The organism is Actinomycetota bacterium, assembly GCA_030774015.1.
In the GTDB taxonomy this organism is placed as follows: domain Bacteria; phylum Actinomycetota; class UBA4738; order UBA4738; family JACQTL01; genus JALYLZ01.
In genome coordinates this window covers 1-16856 of the sequence record JALYLZ010000196.1, presented here as the reverse complement: position 1 = coordinate 16856, position 16856 = coordinate 1, and the positions used below count along the sequence as shown (strand labels likewise).

General features: G+C 68.1%; 17 protein-coding genes. All 17 read right to left on the bottom strand.

Annotation, left to right across the window (positions count from 1 at the left end):
• Nucleotides 1-126: 126 nt before the first annotated feature.
• Nucleotides 127-1008, bottom strand: coding sequence for a zinc metalloprotease HtpX (locus M3Q23_18645; protein MDP9344068.1), 882 nt, complete (start codon nucleotides 1006-1008; stop codon nucleotides 127-129).
• 223 nt (nucleotides 1009-1231) lie between these two features.
• Nucleotides 1232-2692 (bottom strand): NADH-quinone oxidoreductase subunit N, encoded by a 1461-nt coding sequence (locus tag M3Q23_18640; GenBank protein ID MDP9344067.1) that lies wholly within the window; start codon nucleotides 2690-2692, stop codon nucleotides 1232-1234.
• Between the two features lie 9 nt (nucleotides 2693-2701).
• Complete coding sequence (locus M3Q23_18635) at nucleotides 2702-4228, bottom strand: NADH-quinone oxidoreductase subunit M (protein ID MDP9344066.1); 1527 nt, start codon at nucleotides 4226-4228, stop codon at nucleotides 2702-2704.
• 31 nt (nucleotides 4229-4259) lie between these two features.
• The gene (nuoL, locus tag M3Q23_18630; GenBank protein ID MDP9344065.1) at nucleotides 4260-6104 is read right to left on the bottom strand and encodes an NADH-quinone oxidoreductase subunit L; all 1845 of its coding nucleotides are present in this window, start codon (nucleotides 6102-6104) and stop codon (nucleotides 4260-4262) included.
• Between the two features lie 202 nt (nucleotides 6105-6306).
• Nucleotides 6307-6600, bottom strand: coding sequence for an NADH-quinone oxidoreductase subunit NuoK (gene nuoK / locus M3Q23_18625; protein ID MDP9344064.1), 294 nt, complete (start codon nucleotides 6598-6600; stop codon nucleotides 6307-6309).
• 11 nt (nucleotides 6601-6611) lie between these two features.
• Nucleotides 6612-7103 (bottom strand): NADH-quinone oxidoreductase subunit J, encoded by a 492-nt coding sequence (locus tag M3Q23_18620; protein MDP9344063.1) that lies wholly within the window; start codon nucleotides 7101-7103, stop codon nucleotides 6612-6614.
• Nucleotides 7104-7109: 6 nt separating this feature from the next.
• On the bottom strand, nucleotides 7110-7865 hold the full coding sequence (locus M3Q23_18615; GenBank protein ID MDP9344062.1) for a 4Fe-4S binding protein: 756 nt from the start codon (nucleotides 7863-7865) through the stop codon (nucleotides 7110-7112).
• Between the two features lie 83 nt (nucleotides 7866-7948).
• Nucleotides 7949-8956 (bottom strand): NADH-quinone oxidoreductase subunit NuoH, encoded by a 1008-nt coding sequence (nuoH, locus tag M3Q23_18610; protein MDP9344061.1) that lies wholly within the window; start codon nucleotides 8954-8956, stop codon nucleotides 7949-7951.
• Nucleotides 8956-9483, bottom strand: coding sequence for an NADH-quinone oxidoreductase subunit C (locus M3Q23_18605; protein MDP9344060.1), 528 nt, complete (start codon nucleotides 9481-9483; stop codon nucleotides 8956-8958). The genes nuoH and M3Q23_18605 overlap by 1 nt, the downstream gene beginning before the upstream one ends.
• Nucleotides 9452-9964 carry an NADH-quinone oxidoreductase subunit B gene (locus M3Q23_18600; protein MDP9344059.1) on the bottom strand — a complete coding sequence of 171 codons (513 nt, stop codon included), beginning with the start codon at nucleotides 9962-9964 and terminating at the stop codon, nucleotides 9452-9454. Before M3Q23_18600 ends, M3Q23_18605 begins: the two co-directional genes overlap by 32 nt.
• Nucleotides 9955-10365 carry an NADH-quinone oxidoreductase subunit A gene (locus M3Q23_18595; protein ID MDP9344058.1) on the bottom strand — a complete coding sequence of 137 codons (411 nt, stop codon included), beginning with the start codon at nucleotides 10363-10365 and terminating at the stop codon, nucleotides 9955-9957. Before M3Q23_18595 ends, M3Q23_18600 begins: the two co-directional genes overlap by 10 nt.
• A gap of 6 nt (nucleotides 10366-10371) precedes the next feature.
• On the bottom strand, nucleotides 10372-11382 hold the full coding sequence (locus M3Q23_18590; GenBank protein MDP9344057.1) for a polyprenyl synthetase family protein: 1011 nt from the start codon (nucleotides 11380-11382) through the stop codon (nucleotides 10372-10374).
• Between the two features lie 4 nt (nucleotides 11383-11386).
• Nucleotides 11387-12838 carry an NADH-quinone oxidoreductase subunit NuoN gene (nuoN, locus tag M3Q23_18585; protein ID MDP9344056.1) on the bottom strand — a complete coding sequence of 484 codons (1452 nt, stop codon included), beginning with the start codon at nucleotides 12836-12838 and terminating at the stop codon, nucleotides 11387-11389.
• On the bottom strand, nucleotides 12835-14382 hold the full coding sequence (locus tag M3Q23_18580; GenBank protein ID MDP9344055.1) for an NADH-quinone oxidoreductase subunit M: 1548 nt from the start codon (nucleotides 14380-14382) through the stop codon (nucleotides 12835-12837). Before M3Q23_18580 ends, nuoN begins: the two co-directional genes overlap by 4 nt.
• Entirely contained in the window at nucleotides 14379-16304 is a 1926-nt protein-coding gene (gene nuoL, locus M3Q23_18575) for an NADH-quinone oxidoreductase subunit L (protein ID MDP9344054.1), read from the bottom strand. Before nuoL (M3Q23_18575) ends, M3Q23_18580 begins: the two co-directional genes overlap by 4 nt.
• Nucleotides 16289-16594, bottom strand: coding sequence for an NADH-quinone oxidoreductase subunit NuoK (nuoK, locus tag M3Q23_18570; GenBank protein ID MDP9344053.1), 306 nt, complete (start codon nucleotides 16592-16594; stop codon nucleotides 16289-16291). The genes nuoL (M3Q23_18575) and nuoK (M3Q23_18570) overlap by 16 nt, the downstream gene beginning before the upstream one ends.
• On the bottom strand, nucleotides 16591-16856 hold a 266-nt coding region (locus tag M3Q23_18565; GenBank protein MDP9344052.1), incomplete at its 5' end, for an NADH-quinone oxidoreductase subunit J. The genes M3Q23_18565 and nuoK (M3Q23_18570), both read right to left, overlap by 4 nt.

Sequence of the window (16856 nt, the reverse complement as noted above, 5' to 3'; positions counted from 1 at the left end):
CCGCGGGCCAGTCCCCACCCAACCCCCGCTGCGCGGGCCCCGCCGGCCTTGGCGCTCCTTCGGCGGGCTCCGGACCGAACTCCGAACACCCGATCAGGCCGGCTCGGGTCGTGCTCGGTACGGCCGCTACTCGACGATGGGTTGGTTGGGGGCGGTGCCGATCTTCTTTTCTATCTCGTGGAGCCTGGCGATGCGGTCCGCTGTGGGTGGGTGCGTGGAGAAGAGGTTGGCGAAGGCCATGCCTCGGTTGCGGCCGCTGAACGGGTTCATGATGAACAGGTGGGCCTGGGAAGGGCTCATGGTGGCGGGTGGGGTCTGGCTGGCGTAGGTCTCGATCTTCTGGAGCGCGGTGGCGAGCGCCTCGGGGTCGTGCCCCAGGTACGCGCCGGACTCGTCCGCCTGGTACTCCCGGGACCGCGAGATGGCCATCTGGATGATCCCGGCCGCGATGGGGGCCAGGATCACCGCCAGCAGCCCCACCAGCGGGTTGCGGTCCTCGTCGCTTCCGCCGAACCAGAACGCCATGTAGGCGATCCACGTGATGGCCGTGCCGATGGCCGCCGCGATCGAGGAGATCAGGATGTCGTGGTTGGCCACGTGCGAGATCTCGTGCGCGAGCACGCCCCGGAGCTCCCGCTCGTCCACCACCTGGAGCAGCCCCCGGGTCACGGAGACCGCCGCGTGCTTCGGGTTCCTCCCGGTGGCGAACGCGTTCGGCTGCGGCATCTCCGAGACGTAGATCTTGGGCATGGGGAGCCCGCGGGCCTGGGTCAGCTCACGGACGATCCGGTACAGCTGGGGCGCCTGCTGCTCGGTGACGGGCTTCGACCTGCTGGACGCGATGGCGATGCGGTCGGAGAACCAGTACATCGCCAGGTTGAACGCGAACGCGACGAACAGCATGATCAGGGCGCCGTTCCGCCCTCCGAACACTGCGCCGAGCCCCACGAACAGCCCGCCCAGCGCCGCGATGAGGATCCAGGTCTTCACCCGGTTGATCCCGGTCATGTCCTCCGTCCTCCTCCTGCGACCGATTCCTCGAACCGATCCTGACGCGAAAAAAGACCTCCGCCGCATGCTCGGCGAAGGTCTTGCCGGGGGTTTCCTCCTGCCGGGGCCGGTGCCTCGCGGTGCGTCTTGACGGCCGACCGGCCTGGGCTACTCCCCTTCGCTGGTCTGTTGTGCTCCCTATTGTCTCACGGTTGATTCGCTGGCCGGCCCTCCTCGGTTCTCATCTGCCCACGAGCGTCGCCCCCGGCGGGAACCGGGCGAAGATGTCCGGGTACACGAACACCGCGAACACCGCGACCGCCGCCAGCACCGCGAGCCCGGTGACCAGGCCGGGGACCCGGGCGGGCCGCTCCTCGCCGGGCACCAGGATCATCTGGCGGGCCACGGCCAGGTAATACCCCAGCGAGATCACCGAGTTCACCACCATGATCACGGCGAGCCACGGCCCGATGCCGCCTCGCGTGATGGCGGCGACGAAGATGGAGAACTTGGCCCAGAACCCGGCCGTGGGCGGAACGCCGCCCAGCGACACCATGAACACGGTCATGGACACGGCCAGGACGGGGGCCCGCCGGATCAGCCCCGCGTAGTCCGTGACCAGCGCGCCGGGCGCTTCCCGGGCCATCCCCACCACGACCGCGAACGCGCCCAGGGACATGACCCCATAGATCAGGATGTACAGCTCGGCGGCGGCGAACGCCTGGCGGTTCACGGCGACGTCGTTGGTGGTGGCAAGTGCGAACGGGAGCAGCATGTACCCGGCCTGGGCCACGCTGGAGTACGCCAGCAGCCGGACGATCTGGCGCTGCTGGAGCGCCACCAGGTTCCCCACCGTCATGGTGAGGATCGACAGCACAGCGAAGATGGGGGCCCAGAAATCCGCCCGCGGCCCGAACCCCAGGAACATCAGCTCGAGGAGCCCGGCGAACCCGGCGGCCTTCGACGCCACCGACAGGAACGCCGCCACGGGGATGGGGGCGCCCTCGTAGGTGTCCGGGGCCCAGAAGTGGAACGGCACGCTCGACACCTTGAACGCGAACCCCGCCACCACCAGCAGGATCGCGGTGAGCGACATCGTCTCCACCCCGCCGTGCAGCGTGCCGAGCTTCGCGGCGATGCCCGACAGGCGGGTGGTGCCGGTCACGCCGTAGATCAGGCTCATGCCGTAGAGCATCACCGCCGAGGACAGCACGCCGATCAGGAAGAACTTCAGCCCGGCCTCGTTCGAGCGGGCGTCGGCCTTGCGGAACGCCGCGATCAGGAACCCCGGGGCCGACACCAGCTCCAGCGAGATGAACAGCATGATCAGGTCTCGAGACGACGCCATGGTCAGGCAGCCCAGGAACGCCGCCAGCAGCAGCGAGTAGTACTCGCCCTGGTAGTACCGCCCGTCCTGGAAGTACCGCAGCGACATGCCCAGCACGACGACCGCGGACCCCAGGAAGAACACCTTGAACAGCACGGCGAACGGGTCCACCACGAACATGCCGCCGAAGAAGGAGCGATGCGCATTGATGAGGGTGAGGGTGGCGGCCAGCGACCCCAGCACACCCACCAGCGCTACCGGCATCGCCATCCACTTGCGCTCCTGGGGGAGGAACGCGTCGAACACGATCACCACCAGGATGGTGCCCGTGAGCACGAGCTCCGGGGCGATGGCGTGGTAGTCGATGGCCTGCATGGACCCCCGTCAGCCCCCGGAGAAGAAGTGGATGATCCCCGACACGGCGTCGTTCGTGGCCCCGAACACCAGCCGCGGGAACAGCCCGAGCACCACGATCCCGGCCAGCAGCGGCGCCCACGCCAGCCACTCCGCCGGGACGATGTCGGCGATGGTCGCGTCCCGCCACCGGTCCGGCAGCACGCCGAAGTTCACCCGCTGGAGGGTCCACAGGAAGTAGCCCGCGGTGAGGATGGTGCCGATTCCCCCGAACACCATCAGCGTTCGAAACAGCGGGACCGACAGCCCGGGCGCCGGGTTGAACGCCGCCAGCAGCGCGAGGACCTCGCCCCAGAAGCCGGCCAGCCCGGGCAGGCCCAGCGACGCGATCGCGGTCAGCGCGAACACGCCGCCCAGGTGGGGCGCCTTCCGGAGCAGCCCGCCGCCGATCTCCGCGATCTCCCGGGTGTGGTACCGGTCGTAGATCGAGCCGACCTCGAAGAACAGCATCCCGGTGATCACGCCGTGCGCCACCATGCCGAAGATGGCCGCGTTCACCCCGAGCGTGGTCATGGTGGCGATGGCCAGCATCACGAACCCCATGTGGCCGACCGACGAGAACGCGATCAGCCGCTTCAGGTCGCGCTGGGCCAGACAGGCCAGCGACGCGTACACGATGGCGATGGTCGCCAGGATGGCGATGGCCGGGGCATAGGTGTGCGCGGCGTCCGGCAGGATGGGGAAGGCGATGCGGATGAACCCGTACGCCCCCATCTTCAGCAGGATCCCGGCCAGCAGCACCGACCCCACGGTGGGCGCCTCGGTGTGCGCGTCGGGGAGCCACGTGTGAAGCGGCCACATGGGGACCTTGATCGCGAACCCGAAGAACATCCCGGTGAACAGCAACAGCTGGACGGTGTGCGAGAACCCCGTTCCCACCCGCGACAGCGTGATGATGTCGAAGGTGTGCGGGTGCGCGTAGAAGAACGCCCCGATGAACGACAGCAGCATCAGCACGCTGCCCGTGATGGTGAACAGGAAGAACTTGATCGCCGCGTACTCGCGCCGTCCGCTCCCCCAGATCCCGATCAGGAAGTACATGGGAATCAGCACCAGCTCCCAGAACACGAAGAACAGCACCAGGTCGAACGCGACGAACGTGCCGGCCATCCCCGTCTCGAGGAGCAGGATCAGCGCCACGAACGCCTTCGCGTTCCCCGGCTGCGGCAGGAACTTCCACGTGTAGATGGCGCACAGGAACGTGAGCAGCAGGGTCAGCTCGAACAGGGGCAGGCTGATCCCGTCGAGGCCCATGTGGAACCGAGCGCCGAGCGCCGTGATCCACTTCGTGTTCAGCTCGAACTGGAGCCCCGAGTGCGGGCCGTAGTCGAAGGTCGCGAGGATGGCGATGCCGACGCCGAGGGCCGCCGCGGTGATGGCGATGCCGAGGCCCCGGGCCAGGCGGTCGCGGCTCCTGGGGAGGAACGCCACCACCAGGGCACCGGCGGCGGGCAGGAGCGTCGCCACGGGAACCGCCGACTGCTGCCAGCCGCTCACGTGTTCCCCCCGTCCGCCCGCTCCCCCCGGCTCACTTGAAGTAGGTCGTGAAGATCACGGCCAGGATCACCACCCCGGCGAACAGGATGGCGGCGTAGCGCTGGACGCTTCCCGACTGGAGATACCGGAGCACTCCGCCCGCGAAGCGGGCGGTGAGCCCGATGCCGTTGACCGCCCCATCGATCACCCGCCGGTCCACGGTGTCCACGTCGGCGGCCAGCGGGTACTGGATGGGCCGGACCACGCCGCGCAGGTAGATGTCGTCCAGGTAGTACTTCCGCTGGATGAACACGTAGGCCGGACCGAGGTTGGTAAGCGGATCCGGCTCCCGCCACCTGCGATACAGGCCGTAGCCGGCCACGATGCCAGCGGCCGCCCCCACCAGCGAGATGGCGGCGAAGCCGTAGTCGACGGGCTCGCGGACCAGCGGGCCGAAGTGGACCCAGTCCGCGAACAGGTGGGTCGGCCCCAGGAACCCCGCCACCACGGACAGCGCGGCCAGCAGGGTCATGGGACCGGTCATGCTGACCGGCGACTCGTGCGGGTGGGCGGTCCCCCGGTACTCGCCGAAGAACGTCAGCAGGACGGCCCGGGTCATGTAGAAGGCGGTCAGCACCGCGGTGGCCAGCGTGACCACGAACACCGCGTAATGCCCCGACTTCCAGGCCTGGGAGATGATCTCGTCCTTGGACCAGAACCCGGCCAGCGGCGGGATGCCCGACAGCGCGGCCGCCCCGATCAGGAAGGTCCAGAACGTCAGCGGCATCGGTTTTCGCAGGCCGCCCATCTCGCTCATGTTGTTGGAGTGCACGGCGTGGATCACCGAGCCGGCCGCCAGGAACAGGAGGGCCTTGAAGAATGCGTGGGTGAACAGATGGAACAATCCGGGGGTGTACCCGGCCACGCCGAGCGAGAGCCCGCTCACCATGTACGCCAGCTGCGACACCGTCGAATACGCCAGCACCCGCTTGATGTCATCCTGGACCATCGCCAGCAACGCCGCGATGACCATGGTGATCGAGCCGATCACGGCCACGAACGTGAGCACGCCGGACGGCGCGAACACGAACACCGAGAACAGCCGCCCCACCAGGTACACCCCCGCGGCCACCATGGTCGCGGCGTGGATCAGCGCCGAGACCGGCGTGGGCCCGGCCATGGCGTCGGGCAGCCACACGTGCAACGGGAACTGCGCGGACTTCCCGATGGCCCCCCCGAACAGCAGCAGCGCGCCCGCCGTGAGCAGCGCCGGCCGGATCTGACCGGACGCGGCCAGCCCCGACACCTTGCTCATGCTGGACGTGCCGGTGGCGAAGATCAGCGTGAAGATCCCGAACAGGAAGGGGATGTCGCCCGTCTTCGTGGTGATGAACGCCTTGATGCCCGCGTTCGAGTTCTCCTTCTCCTCCCACCAGTGCCCCACCAGCAGGTAGGAGCAGATCCCGACCAGCTCCCATCCCACCAGCAGCTGGATGAGATCGTTCGCGATCACGAGATTGAGCATCGAGCCCGTGAACAGCGACAGGCACGCGAAGTACCACGTGTACCGGACGTCGTCCTTCATGTAACCGGTCGAATAAATCTGTACGCAGAGAGACACCAGCGTGACGATCACGAACATCGTCGCCGTCAGTCCATCGATGTTCTGGCTGATCTGAAGCTTGAACGTTCCGAGCGAGAACCACGTGAACGAGTCGATGTGGCTAGAGCCGCCCGCAATGAAGTGGGAGGCCACGATCAGCGACAGCACGAAGCTGGCGGCGACAGCGACGATCCCGATCGGCGCCCCGCCGCCAGGGGTCCGCTTCCCGAAGAACACGATCAAAAAGAACGAGATCAGCGGGAGGGCAACGATGATCCAGCTGAAGCGGATCACAAGATGACCTCGGCCACAGCCAGACGCCGAATGGATCGCGTGCAGGCGGGGCCGCGGGGGCGGTGGGGGGACCGCGGAGGAACGCGGTGCGGAGCCTCAGGAACCGCCCAGCGTCCCCCGCTCGCGTTCCGGGAGCGGTGGGTTCCGGGCCCCCGCGGCAGCCGCCGATACGGTCGAACAGCACGGGTTTCGCCGCGCGAGCTCACCATTTCAGGAGGTTGATCTCGTCGACGTTCACGGTCTCCCTGTTTCGGTAGATCAAGATCACGATCGCGAGGCCGATGCCGATCTCGGCTGCTGCCACCGTGATGACGAACAGGGCAAAGACCTGCCCGGTCAGCAGTGCGCTCTTCAGCGCTTGCGAAAACGCCACGAGGTTCACGTTCACCGCGTTCAACATGAGCTCGATCGACATCAGGACCATGACGGCGTTGCGGCGGGCCAGCACGCCGTAGACCCCGATGGCGAACAACGCCGCCGAGAACGTCAAAGGCATCCACAGGTGGATCACGGTTCGTCCCTGCGGGCCAGGGCGATGGCGCCGATCAACGCGCCGAGCAGGAGCACCGAAACGATTTCGAACGGGGCGACGAAGTGGCGGAAGATCGCGTTCCCTACGTCGGCGGTGCGCGAGGGCTGGGCCGTGAACTTCGTGCCGGAGAACGCACCCTGGATGATGACGACCAGCCCGGCCAGCACTCCGACCGCGATCACCGCGGCCACGCCGCGCTGCTGGTTGTCCAGGGCCTCCCGCCCGATCGGCGCCCGGGTCAGCATGAGGCTGAACAGCAACAGCACCACGATGGCGCCGACGTAGATCACGATCTGGACCCAGGCCACGAACTCGGCCGCCAGCAACAGGTACACCCCGCCCACCATGGCCAGCGTGATCACGAGGTGCAGCGCGCCGTGCACGACGTTTCTGGTGGTGACCAGGCGGAGCGCCGAGAACAGCCCGACGATCGCGAGCACGGCGAAGGCGACCTCGTGCGACGTCACGGCGCCCTAGGCCTCCGCGGCCTTCCGCTTGGCCTCGATCATGGCGGCCCGGCGAGCCTTGCCCTCGGCTACTCGGCGGTCGGTTCCCTTGGCCAGCTCCTCGGCCAGGACCCGATCGAAGGTGGGCTGGTCCAGGGCCAGCTCGACCCGCTCACCGCGAGGGCCGGGGGCGGTGGGCTGGACGGCCTGCTCCCCGGCCGCGGCCACGCTCGGCGTGGCCTGCTCGGGCGTGGGCCCGGCCGTGGCCGTCGTGTCGACGGGGGGCGCCGTCGTCCCGGTCACCGGCGGCGGGGCCTGGAGCACCTCGGCCGGCGGCTCGGCCCCCACTTCGATATCCGGCGGCGGCAGCACCGTGTACGTCCACTCCTCGAGCTTCTCCTTCTCGTGGGTCAGCTCGACGATGTCGTAGGTGGCGTACTCGAACTCAGGGCTCCAGAACAGGGCGTCGAACGGGCACACCTCCACGCAGATCCCGCAGTACATGCACAGGGCGTAGTCGATGGCGAACCGGTCGAGGACCTTGACCGAGCGGGCTCGGCCGCCGGCGGCCGGCTCGTGGGTCTCCTTGTGGGCGTCGATGTAGATGCACCAGTCGGGGCACTCCCGCGAGCACTTGTAGCAGACCGTGCAGTTGGCCTCCTTTAGCGCGATCACCCCGCGGGTCCGGGGCGGGAGGTCGGGCTTCTCGTCCGGGTACTGCTGCGTGACGGCGGGTCGGAGCATGTGCTTCAGCGTGACCATGAGGCCCTTGACCAGCCCCATGCCGGGCAGGCCTCTCGGCCGTCCGTCCGTGCTCGGCTCACGCGTTTCCAGGGCCACGGGCATCTCCCTCTATTCCGCGATCCTCATTTCACGGCCACCTTGATGGCGGCCGTGGCCATGATGTTCACCAGCGCGACGGGGATGAGCACCGTCCACGAGAACCGTTGCAGCTGGTCCTCCCGGAGCCTCGGGAACGTGGCCCGAAGCCAGATCACGAAGAACGACAGGGCCCCGATCTTCCCCGACATCCAGATCCACCCGGGGACGAAGGACAGACCGGGGATGGACTGGTAGGCGCCCAGGTACAGCGTCGACGCGACGGCCGACAGCGCCACGATCCCGCCGTACTCCGCCAGCAGGAAGAACGCGAATCGCAGGCCCGTGTACTCGGTGTAGGCGCCGAAGATGATCTCGGAGTCGGCGACGGGCATGTCGAACGGCGGGCGTGTGAGCTCGGCGAGCGAGGCGACCATGAAGATCAGGAACCCGATGATCTGCGGACCGACGAACCAGAATCGGTGCTGGGCCTCGACGATGCCCAGGAGCGAGAGCGTGCCGGCCTCCATCACGACCGCGGCCGCCGCCAGGACCAGGGGCAACTCGTACGCGATCAGCTGCGCCGCCGCGCGCAGGGCGCCGATCAGTGAGAACTTGTTGGCGCTGGACCATCCCGCCATCAGCACACCGATCACCGAGACGCTCGACATCGCCACGACGAAGAAGATGCCGACGTCGAGGTTGAGGGCGAAGGCGGTCGGCCCGAACGGCAGGACGACCAGGATGACGATGTAGGGGATCATCGCCACCGCCGGCGCGAGCGAGAACACGTTGGCGTCGGCCGCGGCCGGCACGATGTCCTCCTTCTGGATGAACTTCACGCCGTCGGCGACGAGCTGCGCCCAGCCGTGGAAGGCGCCGGCCTCCATCGGTCCCAGCCGCGACTGCATGTGCGCCAGCACCTTGTGCTCCATGTAGCCGATGCCGAGAGGCACGACGAGGAAGAAGATGAGCACGGCGACGGTCTTCAGGATCAGGACGACCCAGAGGTTGTGCGAGGCGGAGTCGAAGATGGAGACGCCGGCGGTGGCGATCACTCCTCTTCCTCCTCCTCTCCCTCGACGGCACCCGGCCAGGGCTTGGCCTCGCGGGTCATGAGGGCGAAGTCCTTGCGGAGGGGATTGCCCTCGAAGGGCTCCGACAGGAGGAGCTTCACGGGCTGCGGGTGGCCGGTGAACACGATGCCGAACATCTCCCCGGTCTCACGCTCGTGCCAGTTCGCGGTGGGGAACAGGTCGGAGATCGTGGGGCAGGCGGGATCGGCATGCGGGAGCTTCACCTTGACACGGACGTTGTGATGATGGTTCGTGGAGAACAGGTGAGTCAGGACCTCGAAGCCGTCCTCCTCGCCCCAATCGACGGCGCCGGTAAAATCGCAGTAGTCGCAGCCGAACTCCGGCTCGTCGCGGAGGAACCGGCAGAGGTCGTGGTACCGGTCGATCGCCACGGAGACGACCGTGTGGCCGTGCTGATCGACGACCTCGGAGATGTCGTCGCCGAACCGCGCCCGCAGCCGGTCGCCGGCCTCCTCAGGCGCGAGCGGGCGTGGAGTGCCTGCCACTGAACTTCTCCTGGATGTCCTCGTCGCGGATCTTCTCCTGCAGGCGGATGATGCCGTGCAGGAGTGCCTCGGGCCGGGGAGGGCAGCCGGGCACGTAGACGTCGATCGGGACGATCTGGTCCACGCCCTTCGTGACGGAATACGAGTCCCAGTACGGGCCGCCACAATTCGAGCACGAGCCGAACGAGATGACGTACTTCGGCTCGGGCATCTGGTCGTACACCCGTTTCAGGGCCGGCGCCATCTTGTCGGTGAGCGTGCCGGCGACGACGAGCAGGTCGGCCTGACGGGGCCCGTGGGCGAAGGGGATCACGCCCAGGCGGATGAAGTCGTTCTTCGAGGTGGAGGCCGCGATGAACTCGATGGCGCAGCAGGCGAGCCCGAAGTTCATGACCCACAGCGAGTATCGCCGGCCCCAGTTCAGGATGAACTTCACCGGCTGGATCCTGGGCAGGGGCGTCCGCTCGGTGATCACGCCCATCGCAGGACACCCTTCTTCCAGGCGTAGAGCAGTCCCACTGCGAGGATTCCGATGAACACGGCCATCTCCACGACGGCCGTGTAGCCGAAGCTTTCGAACACCCGCGCCCAGGGGAACAGGAACACGCTCTCGACGTCGAAGATCACGAACAGGAAGCCGAACACGTAGTAGCGGATCTGGCTCTGCGACCAGCCCTCCCCCACCGGGTCGATCCCGCACTCGTAGGTGGTCAGCTTGCTCTTCGTCGCGTGGTGGGGAGCCATAAGCCGGGCGAGCGTGAACGCGACGGCCACCAGCAGGACGCCGGCGACAGCGACCGCGAGAACCACACCGTAGGACGAGTAGTAGTCAGACACGCTTGTGAACGCTTTCCCGAGCTTCCCAGGCGCGGAGTCTAGCAGCAGGGCTCACGCGTTTTGCTCCGCGCCGCACCGTGCGCCGAGGAACCTCGCCAGCTGGACGAGGGCGTGCTGCGCCGGCCCCGCCGGCAGGCGCTGGGCGAGCGAAACCGCTCGCGCGACCTCCCCGGCGACGGCCGCCCGCGCGTGCTCGATCGAGGCGTCGGACCTCACGATGTCGAGCGCCCGGTCCAGCAGCTCACCGTCGGGGGCCCCGTGGGCAAGCACCCTGGCCAGCTCGTCTCGCTCGGGCCCGTGAGCCAGGGCGTGCAGGACCGGAAGGGTGTAAACCCCCTCCCTCATGTCGACCCCGGGCTCCTTGCCGAGCTCGAGCTGGCTCGCCGTCACGTCCATGATGTCGTCGGACAGCTGGAAGGCCATGCCGAGGGCCTCCCCGAAGGCGTCCAGGACCTCGACCTGCTCCTCGGTGGCGTCGGACAGGATGCCCCCGAGCCGACAGGACGTGGCGATGAGGACGCCCGTCTTACGCCGGATGATCTCCAGGTAGCTCTGTTCGGTCTGCTCGAGCTTGCCCGAGGCGTCCACCTCCCGGATCTGACCGTCGCACAGGATCCCGATCGTCCGGGCAAGGAGCCGGCAGACGTCGGGACCCAGGTCGGCCGAGATCTCCGAGGCTCGGGCGAAGAGGTAGTCGCCCGTGAGGATCGCGATCGTGTTGTCCCAGCGGGCGTTCACGCTCGGCGTGCCGCGCCGGGAGTCGGCCTCGTCGATGACGTCGTCGTGGTACAGGGTCGCCAGGTGTACGAGCTCGATCGCCACGGATCCGCCGATGAGGCGGGGGTCCGACGGATCGCCGAAGTACCCGGAGAGCAGCACGAGGATCGGGCGGAAGCGCTTCCCCCCCGCCGTGAGGAGGTACTTGGCGGTCGCCGCCAGCAGCTCGGAGTCCGCCCCGACCGCCTTCTCCAGCGCCTCCTCGACGCTGTCCAACCGCGAACGGATGTCGGCCTCGAGGGCCTCGTCGGGCGGCTCCAAACCAGGGATCACACGTCGACTCATGCCATCACCATCTCAGGACCGCGGCCTTCTCGATGATGCCCGCGATCAATCCGGGGAACACGCCGAAGGCCACGGTGACGCCGGCCGGGACCGCCAGGACGACTCGCGGCAATGCGGAGCGATCCTCGTCCTGCTCCCCCCGCGGCTCGCGCATGTACATCAGGACCAGGACCCGAAGGTAGAAGAAGGCCGCAACGACGCTGGAGACCACCCCGACCAGGGCGAGCGGCCAGTGCCCGGCGCCGATCGCCGCCGCGAACACGTTCACCTTCGCGATGAACCCCGCCGTCGGAGGGATCCCCGCGAGGGAGAGCAGGAAGACCGTCATGAGGGCGGCGAGGTACGGGCTGCGCTTCGACAGGCCCTCGTACGCGGCCAGCGAGGTCTGCTCCTCCCCCCTCGCGGAGACCAACATCACGATCCCGAACGCCCCCACCGTCATCGCCGCGTACGCAACGAGGTAGAACATCGCCGCTCGGATCCCCGTTTCGTTCGCGGCGGTGAGGCCGGTGAGGATGAACCCGGCGTGCGCGATGCTGGAGTACGCGAGCATCCGCTTGATGTCGGTCTGGGCGATCGCGAGGACGCTCCCGAGGACGATCGAGATCGCGGCCAGCGCCCAGATCACCGGCGTCCAGTCCCAGGTGAGGGGCTGGAACGAGACATCGAGCACGCGGGCCAGCGCCAGGAAGGCGGCCGCCTTCGTCGCCGCCGACATGAACGCGGTGACCGGGGTCGGGGCGCCCTGGTAGACGTCGGGCGTCCACATGTGGAACGGCGCGGCCGAGACCTTGAACCCGAACCCGACCGCCAGGAACGCGAGGGCCAGCAGCGCCAGTCCTTGGCTTCCGGTTCGGCCCGCCAGGGCGTTCGCGATCGCCGTGATCCGGGTCGAGTTCGTCGCGCCGTAGGCCATCGCCACGCCGTAGAGGAAGAACGCGGACGAGAACGCCCCGAGCAGGAAGTACTTCATCGCGGCCTCGTTCGAGCCCCGACGGCCGGTGATGCCAGTCAACACGTAGAGCGACAGCGACAGGATCTCGAGGGCGAGAAAGACGACGATCAGGTCCGCCGCGGCCGTGATCAACGTCATGCCGACCGTCGCGAACAGCACGAGCGGGAAGAACTCGCCGCGATGGGCATCGCCCGAGCGCGAGAGGTAGTGGGCTCCCAGCAGGATCCCCATCGCGGCGATCGACAGCAAGAGCAGCCGAGACACGACGGAGAAGCGGTCGACAGAGACCATGTTGCCCATAACCACCACCGGACCGGTCCAGTTCCACAACGGGATCGTCGCCGCGGCGGCCCCGATCACCCCCGCGATCCCGACCGCCATCTGGAGGTTCCGGTTGGGTCGGCGGGCGACGGCCTCGTAGAGCAGGCCGACGATCGCGGCGCCGGTGAGGACCAGCTCCGGCAGGATCGGAGGGAACGAGAGTGGGGGTGTGGGGATCACGGCACGCTCCCGCGCTGCCCAGCCGCCACCGAGAGTGGCGCCGTCGTGTCGGTCGGATGAGCCGGCTGGACGTGCGCGATCACGGCCTTCGTCGTGGGGTCGACGCGGTCGGTCACGAGCTTCGGGTAGACCCCGAACACCAGGAGGAGCGCGAGGACCGGCACCAGGACGGCCACCTCGCGAAGGCTCACATCCGCCAGGTCCCGGTGCTCGTCGTGGACGGGACCGTATGCCATCCGTTGGTACGACCAGAGCAGGTAGATCGCCGCGAGGACGACGGCCACGGACGCGATCGCGCCGAACCAGTGATTCACGGCGAACGTCCCCACGATCACCAGGAACTCGCCGATGAAGCTGTTCAGCCCCGGCAGCCCGATGGAGGCGAGCACGGCGAACAGGAACATCCCCGTGAGCCAGGGCATCACGCTGGACAGCCCGCCCAGCCGATCGAGGTCGCGCGTGTGCGTGCGCTCGTACACCATCCCCACGAGCAGGAACAGCGCCCCCGTCGCGAGGCCGTGATTCACCATCTGGAGCACGCCGCCGGTGACCGACTGCGCCGTGAACGCGAAGACTCCGAGGACGACGAAACCGAGGTGGGAGACCGACGAATAGGCCACGAGCCTCTTGATGTCGGTCTGGATCAGGGCGCAGACCGCGCCGTAGACGATCCCGATCAGCGCCAGGACGGACACGTACACGGCGAAGTGCTTCGACGCCTCTGGAAACAGCGCCAGATTGAATCGGATCAGGCCGTACGTGCCGACCTTCAGCAGCACGCCGGCGAGCAGCACCGAGCCCGCCGTCGGCGCCTCAGTGTGGGCGTCGGGCAGCCACGTGTGCAGGGGGAAGAGCGGCACCTTCACCGCGAACGCGACGAAGAACGCGAGGAACAGCCACCGGGCCGTCGCGACCGGCAGCGAGGCGGCCACCGGCCCCAACTGGCGAAGGTCGAACGTGCCGGCGCCGAGCTGGTGGCTCGCCCGCGCGTAGAGGAACAGTGTCGCGACGAGCAGGAACGCGGAGCCCGCCATCGTGAACAGGAAGAACTTCACCGCCGCGTAGATGCGGCGCTCGCCGCCCCACCCCCCGATGATCAGGTACATGGGAACGAGGAGCGCCTCGAAGAAGACGAAGAAGAGCAACAGGTCCAGCGCGAGGAACGTTCCGAGCACGGCGGTCTCCAACGCCAGCAGCGCGATCATGTACAGCCGGACGTCCTTGTCGACCTTCCACGAGGCGAGGATCGAGACCGGGAACAGGAACGTGGTGAGCAACACCATCCACAGGCCGACCCCGTCGACCCCCACGAGGTAGGTGAGACCGGCGCCGCGAACCCACGTCGCCTGTTCCACCAGCTGGAAGCCGCCCAGCGCCCCGTCGAACTTCCCCAGGACGGCGAGCGACACGAGGAACGTGAGCAGCGACGTCACGAGCGCGACCCCTCTGGCCGACGCGTCGTCGAGCGACCCCCCCGCTGCCAGCAGGAAGGCCACGCCGGCGAGTGGCAGGAACATCGTGAGCGTGAGCAGATGGCTCGTCACAGCCGGAACCCCACGTAGACGAGGATGCCGACGGCGCCGGCGAAGAAGGCGAGGGCGTAGGTTCGGACGAAGCCCGTTTGGACCTGCCGGCCGGCCCCCGCGAGCCGGCGGGTGGACGTTCCGATCCCGTTCACGATGCCGTCGACGATCCGTTCGTCGAACACGTAGGCCGTGAACGCGGCCGCCGCCGTGCCCGGTGCGACGAGCAACGCACCGTAGGCATCGTCCACGTACCACCCGTTCGCGAAGAGCCGCTGAACCGACCCCGCCCGAGCCCGCAGCGCGAGCCAATCGATCCGGCCGGACGCATAGACGAGCCACGCGATCGCGAGCGTGCCCACGGCGAGAACGGCGGCGATCGTCCCGAGAGACGCGGCCGACAGACCGGCGGTCCGCCCGGGCAGGGCTCCCACGACCGGCTCCAGCCAGCGCGCCAGCGGCCCGTCCACCGTCGGATTCAGGACGCCCGCGGCGACGGCCCCGACAGCCAACAGGAGCAACGGACCGGTCATCACGGCGGGCGACTCGTGGGCTCGCTCGGCCTCCTCCGTCCTGGGCGTTCCGAAGAACGTCAGGAAGACCAGCCGCCCCATGTACAGCGCGGAGATCACGGCACCGACCGTGCCCAGGATGTAGACCCACTCGCGACCCGTGTGGTTCGCGACCTCGAGGATCTGGTCCTTCGCGAAGAAGCCTGCCAGGGGCGGCACGCCCGCCAGCGCCAGCGCGCCGATCGCGAACGTCCATCCAGTGAGCGGCATCCGCCGGATCAGTCCGCCCATCCGCTTCATGTCGGTCTCTTCGTGCATGCCGTGCATCACCGAGCCCGCGCCGAGGAACATCAGGGCCTTGAAGAACGCGTGGGCAACCAACAGGAACATGGCCGCGCCATAGGCTCGCATCCCGGCTGCCGTGAACATGTAGCCGAGCTGGCTCACGGTCGAGTACGCCAATACGCGCTTGATGTCGTCCTGGCCGAGGGCGCAGGTTCCGGCAAAGAGCGCCGTGGTGAGCCCGACGACCGTCACGACCACGAGCGCCACGCCCGACAGCTCGAAGATCGGGTGCATCCGCACGATCAGATAGACGCCGGCCGTCACCATCGTCGCCGCGTGGATCAGCGCCGACACGGGCGTGGGGCCGACCATCGCGTCGGGCAGCCACACGTGGAGCGGGATCTGCGCGGACTTGCCGACGGCGCCGGCGAAGAGCAGCAGCGCGATCGCGGTCGCGGCATCCTTGGTAAGAACGGCGCCGGCCGCTCCGAAGATCGATGTGAGGTCGAGCGTTCCGAACTTGGCGACGATCAGCGCCAGGCCGACGAGCATCGCGGTATCGCCGATCCGCGTCGTCACGAACGCCTTCTTGGCGGCGTTCGCGTTCTCGGTCTTGTCGAACCAGAAGCCGATCAGCAGGTACGAGCAGAGGCCGACACCCTCCCACCCCAAATACAGGACGAGCAGGTTCTCGCCCAGCACGAGCATCGACATGAAGAACACGAACAGGTTCATGTACGCGAAGAACCGTCCGAACCGGGGGTCGCCGTGCATGTAACCGTTCGCATAGACGTGGATGAGGAAGCCGATCCCGGTGATGACGCCGATCATCGTGGCCGACAGTGCGTCGAGGCGAAGGTCGACGCCGACGTGGAACGAGCCCACCTGGATCCAGTCGAAGAGGTGCCGGACGTACAGGCGTGAGTCGGCGGGCAGGGTCAGGAGGCCGCGGATCGCGAGAGCCGCGATCACGGCCGCGACGCCGAGGAGGGCCGTGGCAAGCCACCCGGACCACCTGCCGAGCCTCCTGCCGATGAGCAGGTTCACGACCGAGCCCGCGAGTGGGAGGGCGGGCACCACCCAGATCAGCCTGATCGCGGTTCCCGGCACGGCGGCGGCCACGATGCCCGTCATCCGCGCAACCACCGAACCTCGTCGACGTTCACGCTGTGCCGGCGCCGGTAGACGGAGACGATGATCGCGAGCCCGACGACGACCTCGGCGGCGGCCACGACCATCGAGAAGAAGGCGAGCACCTGGCCGTTCAGGTTCCCGTTCTGCCGGGAGAACGCGACCAGGGCCAGGTTCGCGGCGTTCAGCTGGAGCTCGACCGCCATGAAGATCACGAGGGCGTTCTTGCGGATCAGGACCCCGACCGTCCCGGTCGAGAACAGGATCCCCGAGAGCACGAGGAAGTACGAGATGGGGGTCCTCACGCGGTCACCTCTCGATCGGCCGGCCCGGCGGTCGATCGCGACGCCTCCGCCTCGGCCTGGGTGATCGCGGGCGCCTTCTTCTGCGCCATCACCATCGCCGCGATCGCGGCGACGATCAGCAGGACAGACGTCGCTTCGAACGGGAAGAAGTAGGTCTGGAACAGCACCTTCGCCACGGCCTGCGGGTTCCCGCCCGCATTCACCCGGTCGAATCCCGTCGGCGCCCTCGTCGCGAAGCCGATGCCGGCGTGAACGGCCGCGG

Bases quoted from the DNA above. Each gene is read 5' to 3' on its own strand.
- M3Q23_18615 (MDP9344062.1), bottom strand. From the start codon at position 7,865: ATGGGGCTGGTCAAGGGCCTCATGGTCACGCTGAAGCACATGCTCCGA.
- M3Q23_18600 (MDP9344059.1), bottom strand. From the start codon at position 9,964: ATGGGCGTGATCACCGAGCGGACGCCCCTGCCCAGGATCCAGCCGGTG.
- M3Q23_18590 (MDP9344057.1), bottom strand. From the start codon at position 11,382: ATGAGTCGACGTGTGATCCCTGGTTTGGAGCCGCCCGACGAGGCCCTC.
- M3Q23_18645 (MDP9344068.1), bottom strand. From the start codon at position 1,008: ATGACCGGGATCAACCGGGTGAAGACCTGGATCCTCATCGCGGCGCTG.
- M3Q23_18640 (MDP9344067.1), bottom strand. From the start codon at position 2,692: ATGCAGGCCATCGACTACCACGCCATCGCCCCGGAGCTCGTGCTCACG.
- nuoK (MDP9344064.1), bottom strand. From the start codon at position 6,600: ATGCCTTTGACGTTCTCGGCGGCGTTGTTCGCCATCGGGGTCTACGGC.